Annotated in this window: 15 protein-coding genes and 3 tRNA genes; 9 read left to right on the top strand and 9 right to left on the bottom strand. The window is 58.8% G+C overall.

Annotated elements, in window-relative coordinates:
• Complete coding sequence (locus RAH42_RS06375; protein WP_317540219.1) at window positions 1–2,340, top strand: Smr/MutS family protein; 2,340 nt, start codon at window positions 1–3, stop codon at window positions 2,338–2,340.
• 163 nt (window positions 2,341–2,503) lie between these two features.
• Here the strand turns inward: RAH42_RS06375 and RAH42_RS06370 are convergent.
• Window positions 2,504–2,577: transfer RNA gene (locus RAH42_RS06370), tRNA-Gln, on the bottom strand.
• Window positions 2,578–2,593: 16 nt separating this feature from the next.
• Window positions 2,594–2,670 (bottom strand) — tRNA-Arg (locus tag RAH42_RS06365).
• Window positions 2,671–2,993: 323 nt separating this feature from the next.
• On the opposite strand from RAH42_RS06365, the gene RAH42_RS06360 reads away from it, so the two are divergent.
• The 3 genes from RAH42_RS06360 (at window position 2,994) to RAH42_RS06350 (ending at window position 5,675) form a co-directional block, all read left to right on the top strand.
• On the top strand, window positions 2,994–4,307 hold the full coding sequence (locus tag RAH42_RS06360) for an amidohydrolase (protein ID WP_317540218.1): 1,314 nt from the start codon (window positions 2,994–2,996) through the stop codon (window positions 4,305–4,307).
• A gap of 84 nt (window positions 4,308–4,391) precedes the next feature.
• Window positions 4,392–5,207: a DUF3100 domain-containing protein gene (locus tag RAH42_RS06355; protein WP_009165591.1), complete on the top strand. Its 816-nt coding sequence runs from the start codon at window positions 4,392–4,394 to the stop codon at window positions 5,205–5,207.
• Window positions 5,208–5,231: 24 nt separating this feature from the next.
• Entirely contained in the window at window positions 5,232–5,675 is a 444-nt protein-coding gene (locus tag RAH42_RS06350; RefSeq protein WP_078017136.1) for a DUF340 domain-containing protein, read from the top strand.
• Between the two features lie 137 nt (window positions 5,676–5,812).
• Here RAH42_RS06350 and RAH42_RS06345 read toward each other — a convergent pair.
• Window positions 5,813–6,603 (bottom strand): IS5 family transposase gene (locus tag RAH42_RS06345; protein ID WP_317540217.1). Its coding sequence is split into 2 segments (ribosomal slippage): window positions 5,813–6,232 and window positions 6,235–6,603, totalling 789 coding nucleotides; the frame shifts between segments, so codons are not numbered across the junction.
• 342 nt (window positions 6,604–6,945) lie between these two features.
• On the opposite strand from RAH42_RS06345, the gene RAH42_RS06340 reads away from it, so the two are divergent.
• Both RAH42_RS06340 and RAH42_RS06335 read left to right on the top strand, forming a co-directional pair.
• Window positions 6,946–7,629, top strand: coding sequence for a GntR family transcriptional regulator (locus RAH42_RS06340; RefSeq protein ID WP_317540216.1), 684 nt, complete (start codon window positions 6,946–6,948; stop codon window positions 7,627–7,629).
• Window positions 7,626–8,405: a YdcF family protein gene (locus RAH42_RS06335; RefSeq protein ID WP_317540215.1), complete on the top strand. Its 780-nt coding sequence runs from the start codon at window positions 7,626–7,628 to the stop codon at window positions 8,403–8,405. The genes RAH42_RS06340 and RAH42_RS06335 overlap by 4 nt, the downstream gene beginning before the upstream one ends.
• A gap of 52 nt (window positions 8,406–8,457) precedes the next feature.
• On the opposite strand, the gene RAH42_RS06330 is transcribed toward RAH42_RS06335, so the two are convergent.
• The 3 genes from RAH42_RS06330 to RAH42_RS06320 form a co-directional block, all read right to left on the bottom strand.
• Window positions 8,458–9,450, bottom strand: a complete 993-nt coding sequence (locus RAH42_RS06330) for an HAD family phosphatase (RefSeq protein WP_317540214.1) — start codon at window positions 9,448–9,450, stop codon at window positions 8,458–8,460.
• Window positions 9,451–9,814: 364 nt separating this feature from the next.
• On the bottom strand, window positions 9,815–10,162 hold the full coding sequence (locus tag RAH42_RS06325) for a molecular chaperone DnaJ (protein WP_240496173.1): 348 nt from the start codon (window positions 10,160–10,162) through the stop codon (window positions 9,815–9,817).
• A 198-nt stretch (window positions 10,163–10,360) separates the two neighbouring features.
• Window positions 10,361–12,142, bottom strand: a complete 1,782-nt coding sequence (locus RAH42_RS06320; protein ID WP_317540213.1) for a DEAD/DEAH box helicase — start codon at window positions 12,140–12,142, stop codon at window positions 10,361–10,363.
• Window positions 12,143–12,364: 222 nt separating this feature from the next.
• Here RAH42_RS06320 and RAH42_RS06315 point away from each other — a divergent pair, with 222 nt between their 5' ends.
• The 3 genes from RAH42_RS06315 (at window position 12,365) to RAH42_RS06305 (ending at window position 14,975) form a co-directional block, all read left to right on the top strand.
• Window positions 12,365–13,150 (top strand): helix-turn-helix domain-containing protein, encoded by a 786-nt coding sequence (locus tag RAH42_RS06315; RefSeq protein ID WP_317540212.1) that lies wholly within the window; start codon window positions 12,365–12,367, stop codon window positions 13,148–13,150.
• 50 nt (window positions 13,151–13,200) lie between these two features.
• The gene (locus tag RAH42_RS06310; RefSeq protein ID WP_317540211.1) at window positions 13,201–13,764 is read left to right on the top strand and encodes a hypothetical protein; all 564 of its coding nucleotides are present in this window, start codon (window positions 13,201–13,203) and stop codon (window positions 13,762–13,764) included.
• A 449-nt stretch (window positions 13,765–14,213) separates the two neighbouring features.
• Window positions 14,214–14,975: a class I SAM-dependent methyltransferase gene (locus tag RAH42_RS06305; RefSeq protein ID WP_317540210.1), complete on the top strand. Its 762-nt coding sequence runs from the start codon at window positions 14,214–14,216 to the stop codon at window positions 14,973–14,975.
• Window positions 14,976–15,138: 163 nt separating this feature from the next.
• On the opposite strand, the gene RAH42_RS06300 is transcribed toward RAH42_RS06305, so the two are convergent.
• The 3 genes from RAH42_RS06300 to RAH42_RS06290 form a co-directional block, all read right to left on the bottom strand.
• Window positions 15,139–15,223: transfer RNA gene (locus RAH42_RS06300), tRNA-Leu, on the bottom strand.
• A 170-nt stretch (window positions 15,224–15,393) separates the two neighbouring features.
• Complete coding sequence (locus RAH42_RS06295; protein WP_317540209.1) at window positions 15,394–15,768, bottom strand: GxxExxY protein; 375 nt, start codon at window positions 15,766–15,768, stop codon at window positions 15,394–15,396.
• Entirely contained in the window at window positions 15,765–17,174 is a 1,410-nt protein-coding gene (locus tag RAH42_RS06290; protein WP_317540208.1) for an MATE family efflux transporter, read from the bottom strand. Before RAH42_RS06290 ends, RAH42_RS06295 begins: the two co-directional genes overlap by 4 nt.
• Window positions 17,175–17,453 lie beyond the last annotated feature (279 nt).

Raw genomic sequence — 17,453 nt, 5'->3', positions numbered from 1 at the left:
GTGAAAATCAACGAAGAGGCGCGGCAGTCGCTCGAGATCGACGACGTCCTCGAGCTCCTTGCCGCGGGCGCGAGGAGCGAACTGGGACGCGCGGCTCTCGTCCGGATAGAGCCTGCCGCCGACATGAAAAGTCTGATAAGCCGCCAGAATCTGCTGGCGGCTTATTTGAGCTTTACGGAAAGCGGCGGGAACTTCCCGTGGAACGAGGCGGTGCAGGTCGTCTCCGCAGCGCTGGACGAGGCGCGCCATACGGGGCTGCTGCTGGGGGAGGAACTGCTAAAGGTCCGCGTTCTGCTGACGCTGGCCATGGCCGTCAAGGAATGCGCGCAGGCGGCGAAAGAGAAGTTCCCGGCGCTGGTCTGGTTTTGTGACCGCATCCGCGAATTTTCGGACGAGCTCGAACGGCTTTCGGTCTTGAACAGCGACGGCTCGCTGGCCGACGGCGCCTCGCCCAAACTGCGCGAGATCCGCGCCGAACTGGACCAGAAACGGCGCGAAGCGCGCGCCGTGGGCAACGGCTTTCTGAACGGTCCTTTCAGCGGCATGCTCCAGGAACGCGTGCTTTCGATACGCAGCGGCCGCTTCGCCGTGTTGGTGAAGCAGGCTTTCATCAACCGCTTCCCCGGCATCGTCACCGACAAGTCGGCGTCGGGCAATTCGGTCTACATGGAACCGCACGCTCTGGTCGTCTCCAACAACCGCATCGCGGCGCTGCTGGAGCAGCAGCGCCAGGAAGAGCGCCGCATCTTCGGCGAGCTGACGAAGATGCTCCTCGACCGCCGGAACGCCGTGAACGAAGCGGAAACGGCGCTGGCGCAGCTCGACCTGTTCTATTGCATGGACGACCTGATCCATTTCAAACGCTGGCGCATGCCCGAACTGGTCAAACGTTCCGAGTTCTGCTTTTACGACGTGCGCCACCCGCTGCTGGGCGAGCGCGCCGTCCCCATCGACGTCTCCTGCGGCCGGGATTTCCGGGCGCTCGTTGTCACCGGCCCCAACACCGGCGGCAAGACCGTGGCGTTGAAAACGTGCGCTCTGGCCGTGTATCTGGCCTGGTGCGGCCTGCCCGTGCCGGCCGGCGACGGTTCCAGCGTCGGCAGCATCTCCGCGATTTACGCCGATATCGGCGACGAGCAGAGTATCGAACAGAGCCTTTCGACCTTCAGTTCCCATCTGAAACGCATCGTTTCGATGCTCGAAAACGCCGACGCCGATTCGCTGGCGCTGCTCGACGAACTGGGAGCCGGCACCGATCCGCAGGAAGGCGCGGCCCTGGGCATCGCCGTGCTGGAGGAGTTCTTGCGCCGCAAGACTCTCGTGCTGGCGACGACCCATCACAATCCGATCAAGCGCTTCGCGACCACCACCCCCGGCGTGGAAGCGGCCTGCGTCGATTTCGACATGAAGACCCTCAGCCCCACGTATCATCTGCTCGTCGGCATCCCCGGCCAGAGCAACGCCCTGGCGATCGCCCAACGCTACGGCATGCCGCCCGGCATCGTCAAGCGGGCCGAAGAGTGTCTGAATTCCGACGAGCTGAACGTCGAGCGCCTGATCGGCCAGCTGCAGGAAAAACGCCTGGCCGTCGAGAAGCTCTCGCGCGAACTGGCGCAGGAAAAACAGCGGCTCGACGCCGAAAGGAAAAAACTTCAGCAGAGCCGTTCCGAGACCGAACGGAAACGGGACGAAATGATCCTGAAGGCGGAGCGCGAATCGCAGAAAGTCCTCGACGACGCCGAGGCGAAAGCCCGTTCGCTGCTCAAATCGCTGCAGGGCGCGGCGCGCTCGGCCGGACACCGCGAGATGGCCCGGCAGAAGTCGCAGATCGACAAGACCCGCGATACCTCGGCCGTGCGCCAGAATGCCATCGAAGAGCGGCGCACGTCCCCTGCGCCCCGGCTGGCGGTCGGCTCGCCCGTGAAGCTGAACGACAGCAGCGTCAAGGGCGAGATCGTGGCCATCGACGGCAAGAACGCCGAAGTGCAGGCCGGCGCCATGCGCATCACCGTGCCGCTGGCGAAGTTGACGCCGACATCCGCGCCCCAGGCGCGGCAGAGCGCGGACGAGATCGCCATCGTGCGCCGTCCCGAAGGCGTGCCCAGTTCCATCATGGTGCGCGGCATGCTGGCCGACGAAGCCGTTCCGCTGGTGGAGCGCTATCTCGATCAGGCCATGCGTGCCGGGTACGGCGAAGTCGCCGTCATCCACGGCCGCGGCGAAGGCATCCTGCGCAAGCTCGTGCATCAGCTCTGCGCCCGTTTGCCCTACGTCTCCGAGTACCGCCTCGGCGACCACTCCGAAGGCGGCTGGGGCGTGACCATCGTGAAGTTCCGCTGAACCTTCTTCGCCGCCGGCGTTCTTTCCCTCGATCCGCCGCGCGGACGACAAACAAAAAACGAGAGCCCAGTCCTGCAAAGAAGACTGGGCTCTCGTTTTTGTCGGAAAGACAAGACGGACGCCGTCCACGCTTTGGCGGAATCCGTCATACGGTCGGTATTGTTGGCTACCCCGCCTGGATTCGAACCAGGATCAAGGGAACCAAAATCCCTTGTGCTGCCGTTGCACCACGGGGTAATTTCTTCGAAAAAAATGGCGCGCTCGGCGGGACTTGAACCCACAACCTTTGCCTCCGGAGGGCAACACTCTATCCGATTGAGCTACGAGCGCGCGTCGTAGGTAGAATACACCGATTTGCATTATCCGTCAAGGAGCGGCGGCGCGGGAAAAAACGATGCGCGCGGCGGACGCCGAGGCGTCGGGATGAAAATACTGTTTCCTGCATAATAATGCAAATTTCGTTTTTATATTTCTGATAATTTTGTAGTTGACAAAACGAATGCGTTAGATTATATTCGATTTGCCTCTGAAGAAAGGCGTTGCAAGCGAAGTTATTTTGTGTCCTGCGGTGTGAAGGCGGCCTCTGTAAAAAGTCGCGGCCTTTTGTTTTTTCGCGCCGATGGACGTTCTATGTTTTGAGGGAGGCGTTCTGATTGGTTGACAGAGAGTCGTTGAAGGAAAAGATTTTTGCGGCGGTCGACGCGGCGGAGCCGACGGTCCGCGCCTATGCGGAGGACATCGCGGCCAACGCCGAGCTGGGATTTTTCGAAAAGCGCACCAGCGGCAAACTCGCCGAAAATCTTGAGGCGTTGGGATTGAAACTGAAGAAAGGCATCGCGTTGACCGGGCTTCGCGCCGACATCGGCGAGAATGAAGGACCAAAGATCGCGCTGATCGGCGAGCTGGACGGCATCGTCTGCCGCAACCATCCGCAGGCCAATCCCGTCGACGGCGCTTCCCACAGCTGCGGGCACAATCTTCAGACTTCAATCGTGCTGACCGCGGCGGCGGCGTTGGTCAGGAGCGGCGTCATGAAGGAGCTCGACGGTTCCGTGGCGCTGATGGCCGTTCCCGCGGAGGAGTTCATCGAGATCGACCGCCGCAAGAAGATGCGCGACGAGGGCAAAATCACTTATCTGTGCGGCAAGCCCGAATTCGTGCGCCTGGGCGAGTTCGACGACGTGGACATGGCGATGATGATCCATGCGGGCGAGTTCTCCTCAGGGCCGGCGTTCTCCGTCCCTTATCACGGCAACGGCTTCCGCGTGTTCATGGTGCGCTATGAGGGCAAACAGGCTCACGCCGCCGCTGCTCCCGACCAGGGCATCAACGCGCTGTATGCGGCCGTCGCCGGCATCAACGCCGTCAACGCGCTGCGCGAGACGTTCCGCGACAACGATCACGTGCGCGTCCACTTCATCATCACCAAGGGCGGCGATTCGGTCAACAGCGTGCCGGACGACGTGCGCCTCGAAGGCTACGTGCGCGCCGCCGACGCGGCCGTGATCGATTCGGTGTTCGCCAAGGTGGAGCGGGCCTTCAGGAGCGGCGCCGAGGCGCTGGGCTGCACGTTCCATTTTACCAGCATCCCCGGCGACATGCCGCTGGCGGTTTGCGATCCGCTGAACCGTCTTTTCGTCGAAAACGCCGCGGCTCTGGTCGGACGCGACAAGGTGCTGACGGGCTCTTACTTTGCCGCTTCGACGGACATGGGCGATATCTGCCACCTGATGCCCGGCATTCATCCGTCGGCGGGCGGTTCCGTCGGCGCGCTCCATTCCGCGCAGTTCAAGGTGACGGACTTCCACGCCGCGGTGATGGACTCGGCCAAGGCCCTGCTGGCGACGGTCGTCGAGTTGCTGGCCGACGACGCGGCCAAGGCGCGCGAGATCATCGGCGGCTTCAAGCCCATTTACACGAAGGAGCAGTATCTCGCGGCGATGGACGCCCGCTTTTCCGAATATTAGGTTGTGTCCGAGGGGCGTGTGCCCTTCGGTCGAAGTTCGGCTTTATCTCTTCACATTCTCTATTTCAGAAGGAGGCTTTTTTGTATGGAAACTGTCGGCAAAGCATTGAGGAACTGGAAGATCCACGCCTTGGCGCTCGCCTTGTCGGTCGTCGCCGAGCTTATCGGCGGCAAGACGTTCGACGTCGGCCCGGCCAAGCTGGTTCTGGTGCCCATGTTCTACTCGTTCATTCTGGGCGCGGTCATCAGCCTGCCAAAGATGAAGCTCCTCTCGATGGACGACATGATGCAGGTCTCGTCGCTGGTCGGCGTGACGTTTTTCCTGCTCATGGCCCGTTACGGCACGCTGGTCGGCCCCAGCTTCTGGAAGGTCGTCCATTCGGCTCCCGCGCTCCTGCTGCAGGAATTCGGCAACCTCGGCACCGCCCTGCTGGGCGTTCCCTTCGCCGTGCTGCTGGGGCTGCGCCGCGAAGCCGTCGGCGCCGCCTTCTCCAACGCGCGCGAGTCGAGCGTCGCCCTGGTCGGTGAAAAGTACGGGATCGACTCTCCCGAAGGCTTGGGCGTCATGGGCGTGTACATCACCGGCACCGTCTTCGGCGCTCTGTTCTGCAGCTTCATGAGCTCCATCATCGCTTCGACGATCTCCTGGTTCAGTCCCCAGGCTCTGGCGATGGCCTGCGGCACCGGCAGCGCCAGTATGATGACGACGTCTCTGGCGCCGCTTGTGGCGATGTTCCCCGATCTGAAAGAAGAGCTTACGGCTCTGGCTGCTTCCAGCAACATGCTCTCCGGTCTGGACGGCCTGTACATGTCGGTCTTCATCGGTCTGCCCATGACGGAGTTCCTCGTCCGCCTGTGCGGCGTGAAGGACGCTCCGAGCAAACCCGGCGCGCAGAAGTAGCCCAGAAGAAGGGAGTATACGACCATGACTAATGTACAGCTCGTCCTTTTCATGCTCATCGATACGTTCCTGAGCGTCGTCGTCAATATGATGCAGGGCGTCGCGCTTGCCGACACGCTGCTGGGCATGGCGGTGCTGCTCGGCATCGTCGCGGCCGGCGTGATCATCCATAAGCTGATCCCCTGGAAAGGTCTGCCCGCGGTCGCTTACATCACCACGCTGGGTTGCATCGTGACGATCCCCGATCTGCTGCCCGGCGCGGCGTTCATCAGCAAGGCCGCCGGCAAGATCGGCTTTGTCGGCCTTTGCACGCCCATCCTGGCCTATGCCGGACTGGCGCTCGGCAAGGACATCGACCTTCTGAAAAAACAGGGATTGAGGATCATCCTCGTCGGGCTGATGGTCTTCGTGGGGACGTTCCTCGGTTCCGCGATCATCGCCGAAACAGTCCTTCGCTTCATGAAGTAAAAGAAGCGGGGCAGACGAAGCCGCCCCGTTGCCATGTACGGCAACGGGGCGGCTTTTTGTATGGAACGGCCCTGAAAGAAGTCTTGGGAAACGATCGTGTGATACTAGGGCTTGTTTAAAAAACATTTCAGCTTGTATTATTTCAATAAAATAACACTGGCAGCAACAAGAACAAAAGCGAAAAACGAAGCGTCAAGTTTGTCATAGCGGGTGAAAATTCTACGGAACCATTTGATTTTCTGAAAGAAACATTCAACCAAGTGTCGTTCCTTGTAAACATGCTCATCTATAAACCACGGTTCGGGATTATCGCTCTTCGGCGGGATAGTGTAACTTCCCTCCCGAGAAGTAATGTACTCTCTGATGGCTTGCGAACCGTAAGCCTTATCGCCGATGACGTTGCTCCCTCTGATTTCCGCTTGCCCGAGCAAGGACACGGCGTAGCGGGAATCGTGGTCATTGCCGGGACTGAGCAGGAGCGCCAGCGGATTGCCTAAACCATCTACTATCGCATGAATTTTCGTATTCCTGCCGCCTCTGGACATGCCAATCGCTTGAGCCCCTTTTTTCCCCCTTCCGGGGTTTTCCCTCTCCCGTTGGCACTTTGATGTACTTTGCAGGACGTGGAGTCGATAGAGAGATTTTCCATGTCGGCATCAGCGCTTAGGGCGGCAAAGATCGCCTCGAATATTCCCCGCTGTTTCCACAGCCTGAAACGTGCGTAAACTGCCTGCCATTTGCCGTAACGCTCCGGAAGATCTCTCCATGGCGCTCCACTTCTGGCAAGCCACAGAATCCCATTGATGATCCTGCGGTTATCGTATTTTGCCGGGCGTCCACGTTGACCTGATTTCGGGTGTTCGGGCGGCAGCATTCTCTTGATTCGATTCCACTCGCTGGAGGTCAGTTCATATCTTCTCTCTTCCATGAGAAAAGTTTAAGCGATTGGATCGATTTAGGCAACTTTGACGTTTTTTAAACAAGCCCTAATTCTTGATGGAAAGTATTAACATAGTTTCCCGGGCGCTCCGGAGGAGTTCAGTCGCTCGGGACTCCCTCGACCGCTGCGCGGTCTGCGCAGCTCGCTTTGTGAATCTCTCCCGCAGCGCCCTCGCGTTCGGCCTTTTAATTAAGAAAGAGTATTATCAGGAAAACGCCGCGTTTTCAGCGTGACTTCGTGCAGATTTCATGATTGCGGCGGCTCAATGTTTTTTGTATAATCATAAATAAAGGTTGCAAAGCGTTGCTTCTATATGATGGGGTGATGATCATGTATAATCCGCTTCATCCGGCGAAGAACATGGATCTTCGTCAGATCGTTTACGAGAAGATCAAGCAGGCTATTGTGAGCGGTATCATCAAGCCGGGGGAAAAACTTTCCGAAGTCGAGCTGGCGGAAAAAATGGCCGTGTCGCGGACGCCGGTGCGCGAAGCGATCCGTCAGCTGGCGAAGACTTCGCTGGTAACGCTGACGCCACGCAAGGGGGCCTACGTCTCCCTGCCGTCGATCAGCGACGCGGGGGCGCTCTACGAGCTGCGCGAGGACTTGGAAATGTTCGCGGCGGCGCTGGTGTCGGTGAACCCTCCGGAAAAGGAGCTGAAAGAGTTTCTCGAAATTTTCAAACACATGGGCAACGATACGGATCCGCAAAAGTATTTGGAAGAGGACCGCCGTTTCCACGCCTTCCTGTATCAGTCGTCCGGCAACCGTTTCCTGATGAATTCGCTGCAGGAGCTGGTGGATGTGATCAACCTGTATCGTCCGTATTCGCTGGGCGACACCGAGTACATCAGGCACCTTGCCGAGGGGCATGTGGAGATCATCGAAGCGCTTCTGGACCGCGACGAGAGAAGGGTGCGCGAGGCCATGAGGGCTCACATACGCATGAGCCGGGCGCGCCTCGAGGCTTACTTGAACACGCATACTTCCGAACGTCTTCCGCTCCGCCCATGAGTCAGTGGTCTTTCTTTCAGTCGACGCTGATCATCGCCCTGCTGTCGCCGCTGGGACTGTTCCTGGCGGCGTCGTTCTTTTTGCTTCTGATCCCGGCGGCGGAGGGGCGCGCAAAGCGGCGCGTCCTGTGGGGGCTGCTGACGCTGCTTTTCGCTTTTTCGTGCACTGATTTCTGCGGCAAAAAGATGCTTGCCTTTTTGGAAGCTCTGACGCCGGAAGCAAAGGAAGGGAGCGGCGGCCGTTCGGCCGTCGTGCTTGTGCTCGGCGGCGGCACGGTCGCCGAAGGACAGACGTATCAGCCCTCCGTTTCTTCGCAGCGGCGTCTGCGGACAGCGAGAGAAATTTTATCGCGCTGCGGAGACGCGAAGCTCCTGCTTTCGGGCATCGAGTCGCCGTTGATGGCGCGATGGCTGCGGGATTCGCCGCCTCGGGAAAAAGTGCTTCTGGAAACTCGTTCCTTGAATACCGAGGGCAATCTGCGCGAGAGCGCCGTTTTTTTGCGAAGGCTGTATCCCGACGAGCGTCCGCGCCCGCAGGTCTTTCTCGTCACGGACCGTTTTCATATGGCGCGGGCTCTGCGCTGGGCGAAAAAATTCATGCCTGATTTCGAGGTCGTCCCTTCGCCTGCGCCCAGCCTCGTGCGGAACGTGCCCTGGCGCCCGGTGAACTTCGTGCCGACCTGCCGGGGCCTGGAGCTGACCTCGATGGCCTGGCGCGAAACGCTGGCGCTTCTGAGGGACTGGTTCCGTTCACGCTATGAGAAACAGGATCAATAAAAGCGGGAAGTTTGCGCCGCGTTGTTTCGACGACGCAAACTTCCCGCTTTTTTTATGGTGAGCCCGCCGATGAGCCGCGGGAGATTTCCGCCGCGAAATTTTGGGCGCTGACAACGGAAGAGAGCGGACGCCCCGCCTGCCCCGCGGCAACGTGCAGCAGCGGGTAATGAACGGCAAATATCGAGATTAACGCCTGCACGACAGGCATTCCCAGCCAAAGAGGACTGAGCAGGGGGTGCCCCTCCAGCTCTGCGGGGCTCACGGTGCGGCCGGCGTTTACGGTGATCTCTCCGAGCCCCGCCGCGGCCAAATCTCCCAGCAGAGACAAACAGCGCGGCGAGAGGAAAACGTCGACATGAACGGACTGTCCGTGCATCCTTTCGAGCGCCCGCCGACCGTTATCCCGCACGAACCGGCGGTATTCCCATGGCACAAGAGCCTGTGCCTCGACCAAGCCCCTGGCGAGAGCGTGCATTGTGGCGAAAGTCGCGTCGGCCAGCGCGGCGCATTCGGGATCGGAGCAGTTGTTCACGAGAACGCAGCGCATGCCGGCACGCCGCGCTGCAAGCAGCTCGTAAAGGTAGTCGCCGACGACGAGGCACTGGGAAGCGGGCACGCCGATGGACGCTGCCGCGTCGGTCAGCGCTCGCGGATCCGGTTTGACGTGGCGGGCTTCGCGCCCGAAGGTCTGCGGCGGCAGCCTGAAGCCAATGCTTTGGGCGGCGCGTTCGATGGATTCGCGGCAGTTTCGCGACACGACGCACCAAGGAATGCGGCGTCCGTCGAGCAGGCTGACGAGATCGAAAGCGCCGGCGATCGCGGCGGAACGTGCGGCGCCTCGCATCTCTTCGTCCCTGATGGCGTTCATGAGCTCGGTTCTGAGAGGCTCGCGCATCTCCGCCGCCGTCTCCAGCAGAGGAACGCGCCGTCCGCCGAAGTATTTTTCCCGGATCGGGGCGAAATCGAGCCTGCTCTCGGCAATGACGCCGTCCCAGTCGAAAACGACCCCGCGGATTTGATCGAGATGGATATAGGGGGAACTCATTGTCTCACTTCCTGTTTGTATCGAAAAGATTTTATGTTCCGTCGGCGCTGGATACAAAAAAAGAGGGAACCCCCTGAGAGTTCTCTCTTTTTCGATAAACTGGGCCCACAGTGCCGTGTCGCGGCAGTCTTGACCCGTTCCGCTAGAAATGGAAGATTGCCCGACCGCCACGACGGCCGCAGCCTCTCTTCACCGGACGACAGGTGTTGGCTCAAGACGAAAGCCAAGATCACGAACACCGCAGGTAGACTTTATCATTACGAAAAGTATAGCACAGCTTGTGAACAAAGCAAGCTGTTTTTAGCGGTTGGGCGTCGTCTTTCGCATTTTTTCGCGGTTTAAAGCAAAACGGCTCCCCGAACGTTCATGCTTTCTCTTCGGCGGCGGCGATCCCGTCGACGTGATGCAGCTGGTATTCCGTAAGGATCTTCTGTTCGATGATCCGTCCCGTGCCGTGGCAGTCCTCGCATTCGCGCTCTTCGACGCCGTAATTGATGCTGCCCAGGCCGCCGCAGGATTTGCAGACGCGGACTTTCATCGTTTCCTTGTCGAAAGAGAGATTCTCGCTCAGACTGTCGAGCGTGAACTCCTCCTTGAGCGTCTTGACGAGAATGCGCCCCGTTCCGTTGCACTCGGAACAATTGAAGCGGTTACCCTTCAGGTCGATGCCAAATCCCAATCCCTTGCATTTTTTGCAGATGTGAATTTTCATAGTTTCCGGATCGAATTCCATGGAAAAAACTCCTTCTCGAAAAATGTACGCTCCCGTCGGCGGAAATGCGACGATCGCGCCGCTTCTTCTTCATAATTCCCGTCCATTATACTCGCTTGGGGCGCTGAAAATCAAAACGGGAGAAACAAACAGGAGCCGTTTTCGCTCTAAAAAGCAAAACGGCTCCTGCGCTTTTGTTTAAGCGTCGCGCCCGTATCGAGGACGGCGCTCCGAAGCGCGCTCGAAATTCCTTTTGCCGAGACGTTCGCCGGAACGATCGAAGCGGCGCTCGCGGCGCGGGCCGCCCAAGCGGGGCTGGGGTTCGCCGGAGCCTCCGGAGATCAAGCCGCGGTCGATCAGCCGCCGCCGTCCGCCGTCGTCGAGGCTGGCGATCGCCGCGGGACTCAGCTCCACCTCGGTGTGCGAGTCGCGCATTTTGATGTTGCCGATCTCGTCGCGGCTGACGCCGAGCGCCGCGCACAGCGCGCCCAAGATCCGCCCCACGGACCATTCCTGGTCGTTCCGTCCCTTGGCGATGCGGATGGAAAGGCCTTGCCCGCGAAAGCGCGCGCGTTCCGCGCCGATGCCGCGCCGTTCGCCGTCGAAGCGGGAACCGACGCGGCCTTCACGGCGCGCGGCGGCGCGCTCGCGGCGCTGGTCGAGCTCGCGCTGGAGCGAATCCCTCAGGGAGTAACCCGTGGGGATGTCCTTGACCACGACCGACAGCAGCTTGGCCGCCAGATCCGCGGCGTCGTCGCTGCGTTCGAGGAGCGACTCGGCCCAGGCGCGGATCTCCGGCGCGGGAACGAGCTCCAGCAGCGATTCTTCGCGGCGTTCGCGCTGAATGACGCTGATCTCCTGAATGTCGGGGACTTTCAGCCATTCGACCTTCATCTCGGAGCTGCGGATCATGAACTTGAAGCGTCCCGATTCCTGCGGCGTCAGCAGCAACAGGTTGCTGCCTTCGTGACCGGCCCGCCCGGTGCGTCCGGAGCGGTGCACGAAGGTCTCCATGCTGTCGGGAAGGCCCAGCTGGATCACGTGGCTGACGCCCTGCACGTCCAGCCCGCGGGCGGCCACGTTGGTGGCGACCAGAATGGGGATGCGCCCGGTGCGGAAAGATTCCAAGGCGTTGCTGCGTTCGCGCTGCGTCATGTCGCCGTTCAGGGCCAGAGCCATCAGGCCTTCTTCCTGAAGACGCCCCGCCACTTCTCCCGTATCGGTCTTGGTATGGCAGAATATCAGGCAGAGCGCCGGCTTCTCCCACAGCAGGATGTTGACCAGCGCTTCCATGCGCTGACGCGAAGGCACCAGATACACGCGGTGCACGATGTCTTCGTGCTGCTCCTCCTCGTGGTTCAGTTCCAGCCGCAACGGCTCCTTGAGATAGCGCTTGCAGAGCGAAAACACCGAGTCGGGCATCGTCGCCGAGAAAAGCCAAGTCTTTTTGCGGTTCACGGCGGCTTCGAGGATCGCTTCCAGCTCGTCGCGGAACCCCATGTCGAGCATGTTGTCGCCCTCGTCGAGAACCAGCGTTTCGATATCGCTCAGGTCGAGCGTGCCGCGGCGGATATGATCGAGGACGCGTCCCGGCGTGCCGACGACGACCGAGGCGCCGCGCCGGAGCTGGAAGATCTGGTGCTCCATGCTCATGCCGCCGACGATGCTTGCCGTGGCGATGCCTCTGATGTGGCCTAAAAATTCCGATTCGCCGGCGTTCTGCATGGCCAGCTCGCGCGTCGGCGAGAGCACCAGCAGGCGGGGCTTTTTGCCGCCGCCTTCGAGTTCGTTCAGCAGCGGCAGAAGAAAAGCCAGCGTCTTGCCGGAACCCGTGCGCGCCTGCACGACCATGTCCGTGTCCAGATTGGGCTGCGACAGCACCTGCGCCTGAACCGGCGTCGGCGTCGTAAAGCCTCGTTGATCGAGAGCGGCGAGAAAACTCTCGGGCAGATTGAAATCTCTAAAACTTGCTGCGGTCACTTCGTAATTCCTCCCAGAATCGCAAGGGATTCCCAAAGGACCGCCCACCGCGAGCCGCCCTTGGCGTTTCATCCCTGAATCATGACGCTGAAATCGCGTCAAAGGAAACAATTATGATCGTTTCATGCGTGTTTGTCAATGCCTGGAGGAAAATGTCGTTGTTCAGTGATAAAGTCACCCATAACTGTTCCAAGAAAATGTCACTCTGAGATAATACCGTTCATGAAACAGGAGCGAATGACATTGTCACAAAAGGAACTGGATCGTATCAGGATTATCGGAGCGCTTGTCGACGGACGCATGACGAACAGGGAGGCGGCGGAAAAGCTGGGGCTCTGTCAACGGCAAATCATCAGGATCAAGAAGAGGTTCGTCGCTCAAGGGGCGGCGGGGCTTGTTCACGGCAACCGCGGCAGAACGTCTCGGCGCAGGATCGGAGATGAGGTTCGGGAGTCGGTGCTGAAGGCGTATGAGGAGGTCTATTACGATTTCAACTTCTCTCACTTTGCGGAATGCCTGAACGAACGGGAGGGGATCGGGATCAGTCGTTCGAGTGTCGTCCGCATTCTGAAGGACGAGGGGATCAGGAGCAAGAAGAGTGTGCGGCGGCGGCCGAAGCTTCACCGTTCCCGACCGCGGAAGGTGGCCGCGGGGATGTTGTGGCAGACTGACGCCACGTCGTTTGAATGGTTTGGCAGGGGGAACGGGCGTGCGACGCTGCACGCTTATATTGACGATGCGACGGGGATCGTGACTGGCGCCTGTTTCACTGAGAACGAATGTATGGCGGGCTATGTCGCCGCGCTGGGGATGGGGATCGAGGGGTATGGGCTGCCGATGGCGATTTACAGCGACCGGCATACGATTTTCCGCTCTCCAAAGGCACGGGCGCAGGATGATGAGGATCGGATCGAAGGGAATGAAAAAAATGAAGGGAATGGAAGGAATGAAGGGAATGGAAGGAATGAAGAAAATGAAGGGAATGAGGCGAGGAAGGGGAGCCGTTAAGTTGTTTCGGACGGGGGCTGAAGGATCTTGGGATCGGGCAGATCTTTGCCTTGACGCCGGAGGCGAAGGGGCGTGTCGAACGTCTTTGGAACACGATGCAGGACAGGCTGCCGGGGGAGCTGAGGCTGCTTGGCGTCTCGGATATCACGGCGGCCAACGAGGTTTTGCCCAAGCTCATCGCCAGGCACAATCGGAAGTTTGCCGTCAATCCGGCTGAGGGAGAGGACGTTTATGTGAAGCCGGAAGGAAAAGTCGATTTGGATTTTCTCTTTGCGCGTCGCGAATCTCGCAGGACGGATCACGGCGGCATGATCTCCTACGGAGGTCGTCGGTACGTTCCGGCGGCGGACGATTGTCTCGGGATGGCCAAAACGACGGTTGAGGTGCGTGAAACGTCGACCGGGCGGATCTGGGGTGTTTCCAAGGGCAGACGGATCGAGATGAAGGAGGTTGAAAGTCAAAAACGAGTCAACTCCGATGAGGCATCGGCAAAGAAACGGAAAAGCGGGCTTGTGAAAGCGCACAAGCCCGCTCCGGACCACCCTTGGCGGCATGGCGTCGTCAAAAGGCAGGGATATCATAGCACATGTCGGGATAAACGTACGTTCGCGTAGACGTTGTTATGGCGGCACGATGGGGAGTTCTTTCGAGGTGTCTTGCTGTGATGGGAGTGTGAGGGGGTGACTTTTTCAATGAGCAGTTATGGTGACATTTTTATTGGCTATTGACATGCCTGGAGGAAAATCGCGACCATAAGCTGAAATCGAGAGATACCGCCTTGGACCGCCGGACTTTTCAGAAGTTCCTCGATTCGCACCGGAGCTTGAACGATTGACAGGCAGTCCGCTTAATATATAATAGGACCGATCTCTGCAATCGAGGAAAGCCTCTTTTGTCGTGCGATAAGCGCGGAGACGGCGAAGTTTATAGTAAAGCCTTGGGGACAATTTGAGCGGCCTATGCGGTTCCGTTGAAAAATTGCTGAAGAATTTTTGCGGGGTATGAAGCGATGAACGACATAAAGGATATTTGCGTCAGGAAACTGTCGAAACCGCGGCAGGACATGGAAAAATCCAACGCCATGTGGAACAAACGGGTGCGCGAATTCCGAAAGATCTCGTCCAATGCCGGTAACGACCAAGTTTTTGATCTTTTCAGGGCGAAAGCCGAGCTGAAAGGCCGCAGCGTGATCGATATCGGCTGCGGGGCAGGACGCTATCTGAAGAGGCTCCTCGACGAAGGCGCTCTTGCCGAGGGGCTGGAGCCTTCCGTGGAAATGGTGAGGCAGGCGCGGGATCATCTTTCTCAGTCTGGATACGATGGAACCTCGATCGTCATTCACAGCGCCGCTTTTCAGGACTTTGCGCCCGAGAAAAAATACGACTACGTGTTCATATCCAACAGTCCCGTCATCTCATACTACGAGAATTATCCCAGGATTATCGGCCTGGCCCGAAAAGGGATCTTCATCAGCTCGTGGCTCAAAATCAAAGACCTGTTTCTGGAAAAGATCGCGCTGGGGTTGGGACGGGCGCCGCACACACACGGAGGCAGCGACATCGTCTATTTTATGAACCTCCTGTTGGCCGACGGCTATTATCCTGACTTTTGGACACACGTGAGTCATCGAGAAGAACGCGTCGATCCGGAGAATTTCTATCTGCGCTACACGAGCTGGCTTTACGGGCCTGAATACGGAGAGAAAGAGCTGGACAGGGTCAAAAGGGAAATCGGCAAGTATTTGGGAGACGATAAAAAAGTCGCCGTGTCGAGCACAAATGTCATGGGACTGTTGTATCTCGATCTGCTGAAGCAGAGCCTGTGAGGAAGAATCGCAAACACTGAAGTTTTCCCGCAACGACAGCGGCAGCGCGCGGATCCGTCGCGGAATGCCGTTGGACGCCGCGAGCTCCGGCATGATCGGGAACGAAAAAGCGGCTCCGTACGAATCGTGCCTTCGTACGGAGCCGCTTTTCGTGTTCACAGTTTGGTGCGGGGGGGGGGAATCGAACCCCCATGGATTGCTCCACAAGATCCTTAGTCTTGCGCGTCTGCCAATTCCGCCACCTCCGCGTGACACAGGGCATTATACCACGCGTTGGATTGGCGTCAAGTCCTTAAAACGAAACCCACCGCGGAGAAGCGGCGAAGCGGAGCAATGCAAAGGGAATATTACACTTATTGTGATATTGTCCGCGGAAGTCGAGCTGAATAGGGAAGGAGCAGACGATGAATACCGTCTTTTATTTCAGAGGAACGTTGAAATTGATGAGATACCCCAAAGTCTTTCCCGTGAGTTTCATATATGAAAGAAGCTGTGCGGTATGAACCGGTAAAAGACTTTCTATGGCTTTGAGTTCGATGATGACTTGGTCGTTGATGAGCGTGTCCAAACGGTAGGCGTCGTTGACCTGAAGCTGCTTGAATGTGAAATTGACGGGAACTTCAGTTTCAACTTTGAGGCGTCGCAATTGGAGCTCGTGAGCGAGGCGTGTCTGATAAACTCGCTGCAGAAGTCCGGGGCCCGGAGATTTATGTACGGCAAATACCCCGTTGACGATTTCATCACATAAAGAGTTGAGAGCAGGGGAAATCACGTGCAACCTAGAGTTTGTCATTCTCCGCTTCTCCGTTGCTCCGTGGTGGAATTTGTTCTCACTGCGGAAGTCTGCGCGCGCATCCAGTTGAGGTAATTTCTGACGAGGGGGATGGAGAAACAGGCGCAGAGGACGTCGGCGACGGGCTGGCTGATTTGGATGCCGGTGAGGCCGATGAAGCGGGGCAGGATGATGACGCAGGGGATAAAGAAGAAGCCGCGCCGGGCGCCGGAAAGGAACGACGCTTCTTTGTAGCGCCCGGTGACCTGGAACAACATGTCGGTGAGAGCGGTCACGGGCAGGGTGACGAGCGTCACACAGTGGGCGCGGAAGGCGAAGGAGCCGATCTGAGAAACGCGCGGATCGGTATTTTGAAACAGGGCGATGACCTGCGGCGCAAAGACGAAAAAGCACGCCGCCAGACATGTTAGCACGATCAGGCCGGTACGGACGCAGAATTTATACGCTTCGATGACGCGGTCGTAGCGCTTGGCGCCGAAGTTGTAGCCGGCCACGGGCTGGAAACCCTGCCCGAAGCCGATCAAGATGGAACCGATGAACATGGACACGCGCATGACGATGGCCATGGCCGCGAGCGCGGCGTCGCCGTAAACGGCGGCGCTGGTGTTGAGCGCGATACTGGCCAGCGAAGCCATGCCCTGGCGAAACAGCGTCGGCATGCCGGTGCGGACGATCAGACCGTAAAAGGCAGGCGAACGGGACACATACCGCGGGCTGATGCGCAGCACCGTGCGTTTGAAAATGAAGTGCGACATCAGAATGGAGAAACTGACGCACTGGCTCAGCACGGTGGCGATGGCGGCGCCGGCGATGCCCATTTTGAACGTGAAGATGAACAGCGGATCCAGCACCACGTTCAGCAGCCCGCCGGTGACGATGCCGAGCATGGCGAAGAAAGCCTTGCCTTCGGAACGCAGATTGGTATTCATCACGAAAGACGTCGTCATCAGCGGAGCGCCGATCAGGATCCAGCGGGCGTATTGACGCGCGAAGGGCAGAATGGTCTCCGTCGATCCGAGCAGCCTCATAAAAGGATCCAGCCAGATCAGCCCGCCGGCGGCGACCAGCAGGCCGAACGCGAGCGCGGCGAAAAACGCCGACGAGGTGGCTGTTCGGGCCTCGTCGTCTTTCCGTTCGCCCAGACGCCGCGAGGCGATGCTGCCGGCTCCCATGCCGAACATGAAACCGATCGCCTGAATGATCGCCATCAGCGAATAGACCACGCCGACGGCGCCGGCGGCGCTGGTGCCGATACGGGCCACGAAGAACGTGTCGGCCATGTTGTAAAAGGAAGTGATCAGCATGCTGCAGATGGTTGGCATGGCCAAGCCGAGAATCAGAGGCCGCAGAGGCGACTGAGTCATCTTGATGAACTGCTGCTGGGCGGCATCGGGGAAGTTGTTCATGGTAGGTCAGGGCTCCTTAAACGATCTCGCTGAAGTGTCGGTAATCCGAAACTGATTCTTGCATAGGAAGTATTACCATGGTTTGCTGGGCGCCGTGAGGAAGTTCAGCCGCTCGGGACGATCTCGGCTGCTGCGCGGCGTGCGTTGTGAATTTTCCTCGCCGCGCCCCTGCGTTCGGCTTTTTAATCAAGAAAAAGTATGATATTATTCTCAATCAAAGCGCATCGTTGAAAATGCAGTGCTTCGCACCGCGGCGCTCGAAAAAATCGTTCGATCTTT

This window comes from Pyramidobacter sp. YE332, assembly GCF_033060595.1.
Classification (GTDB): domain Bacteria; phylum Synergistota; class Synergistia; order Synergistales; family Dethiosulfovibrionaceae; genus Pyramidobacter.
Note: the sequence above shows the minus strand (reverse complement) of the source record. Positions and strands in the feature narration are given on the sequence as shown.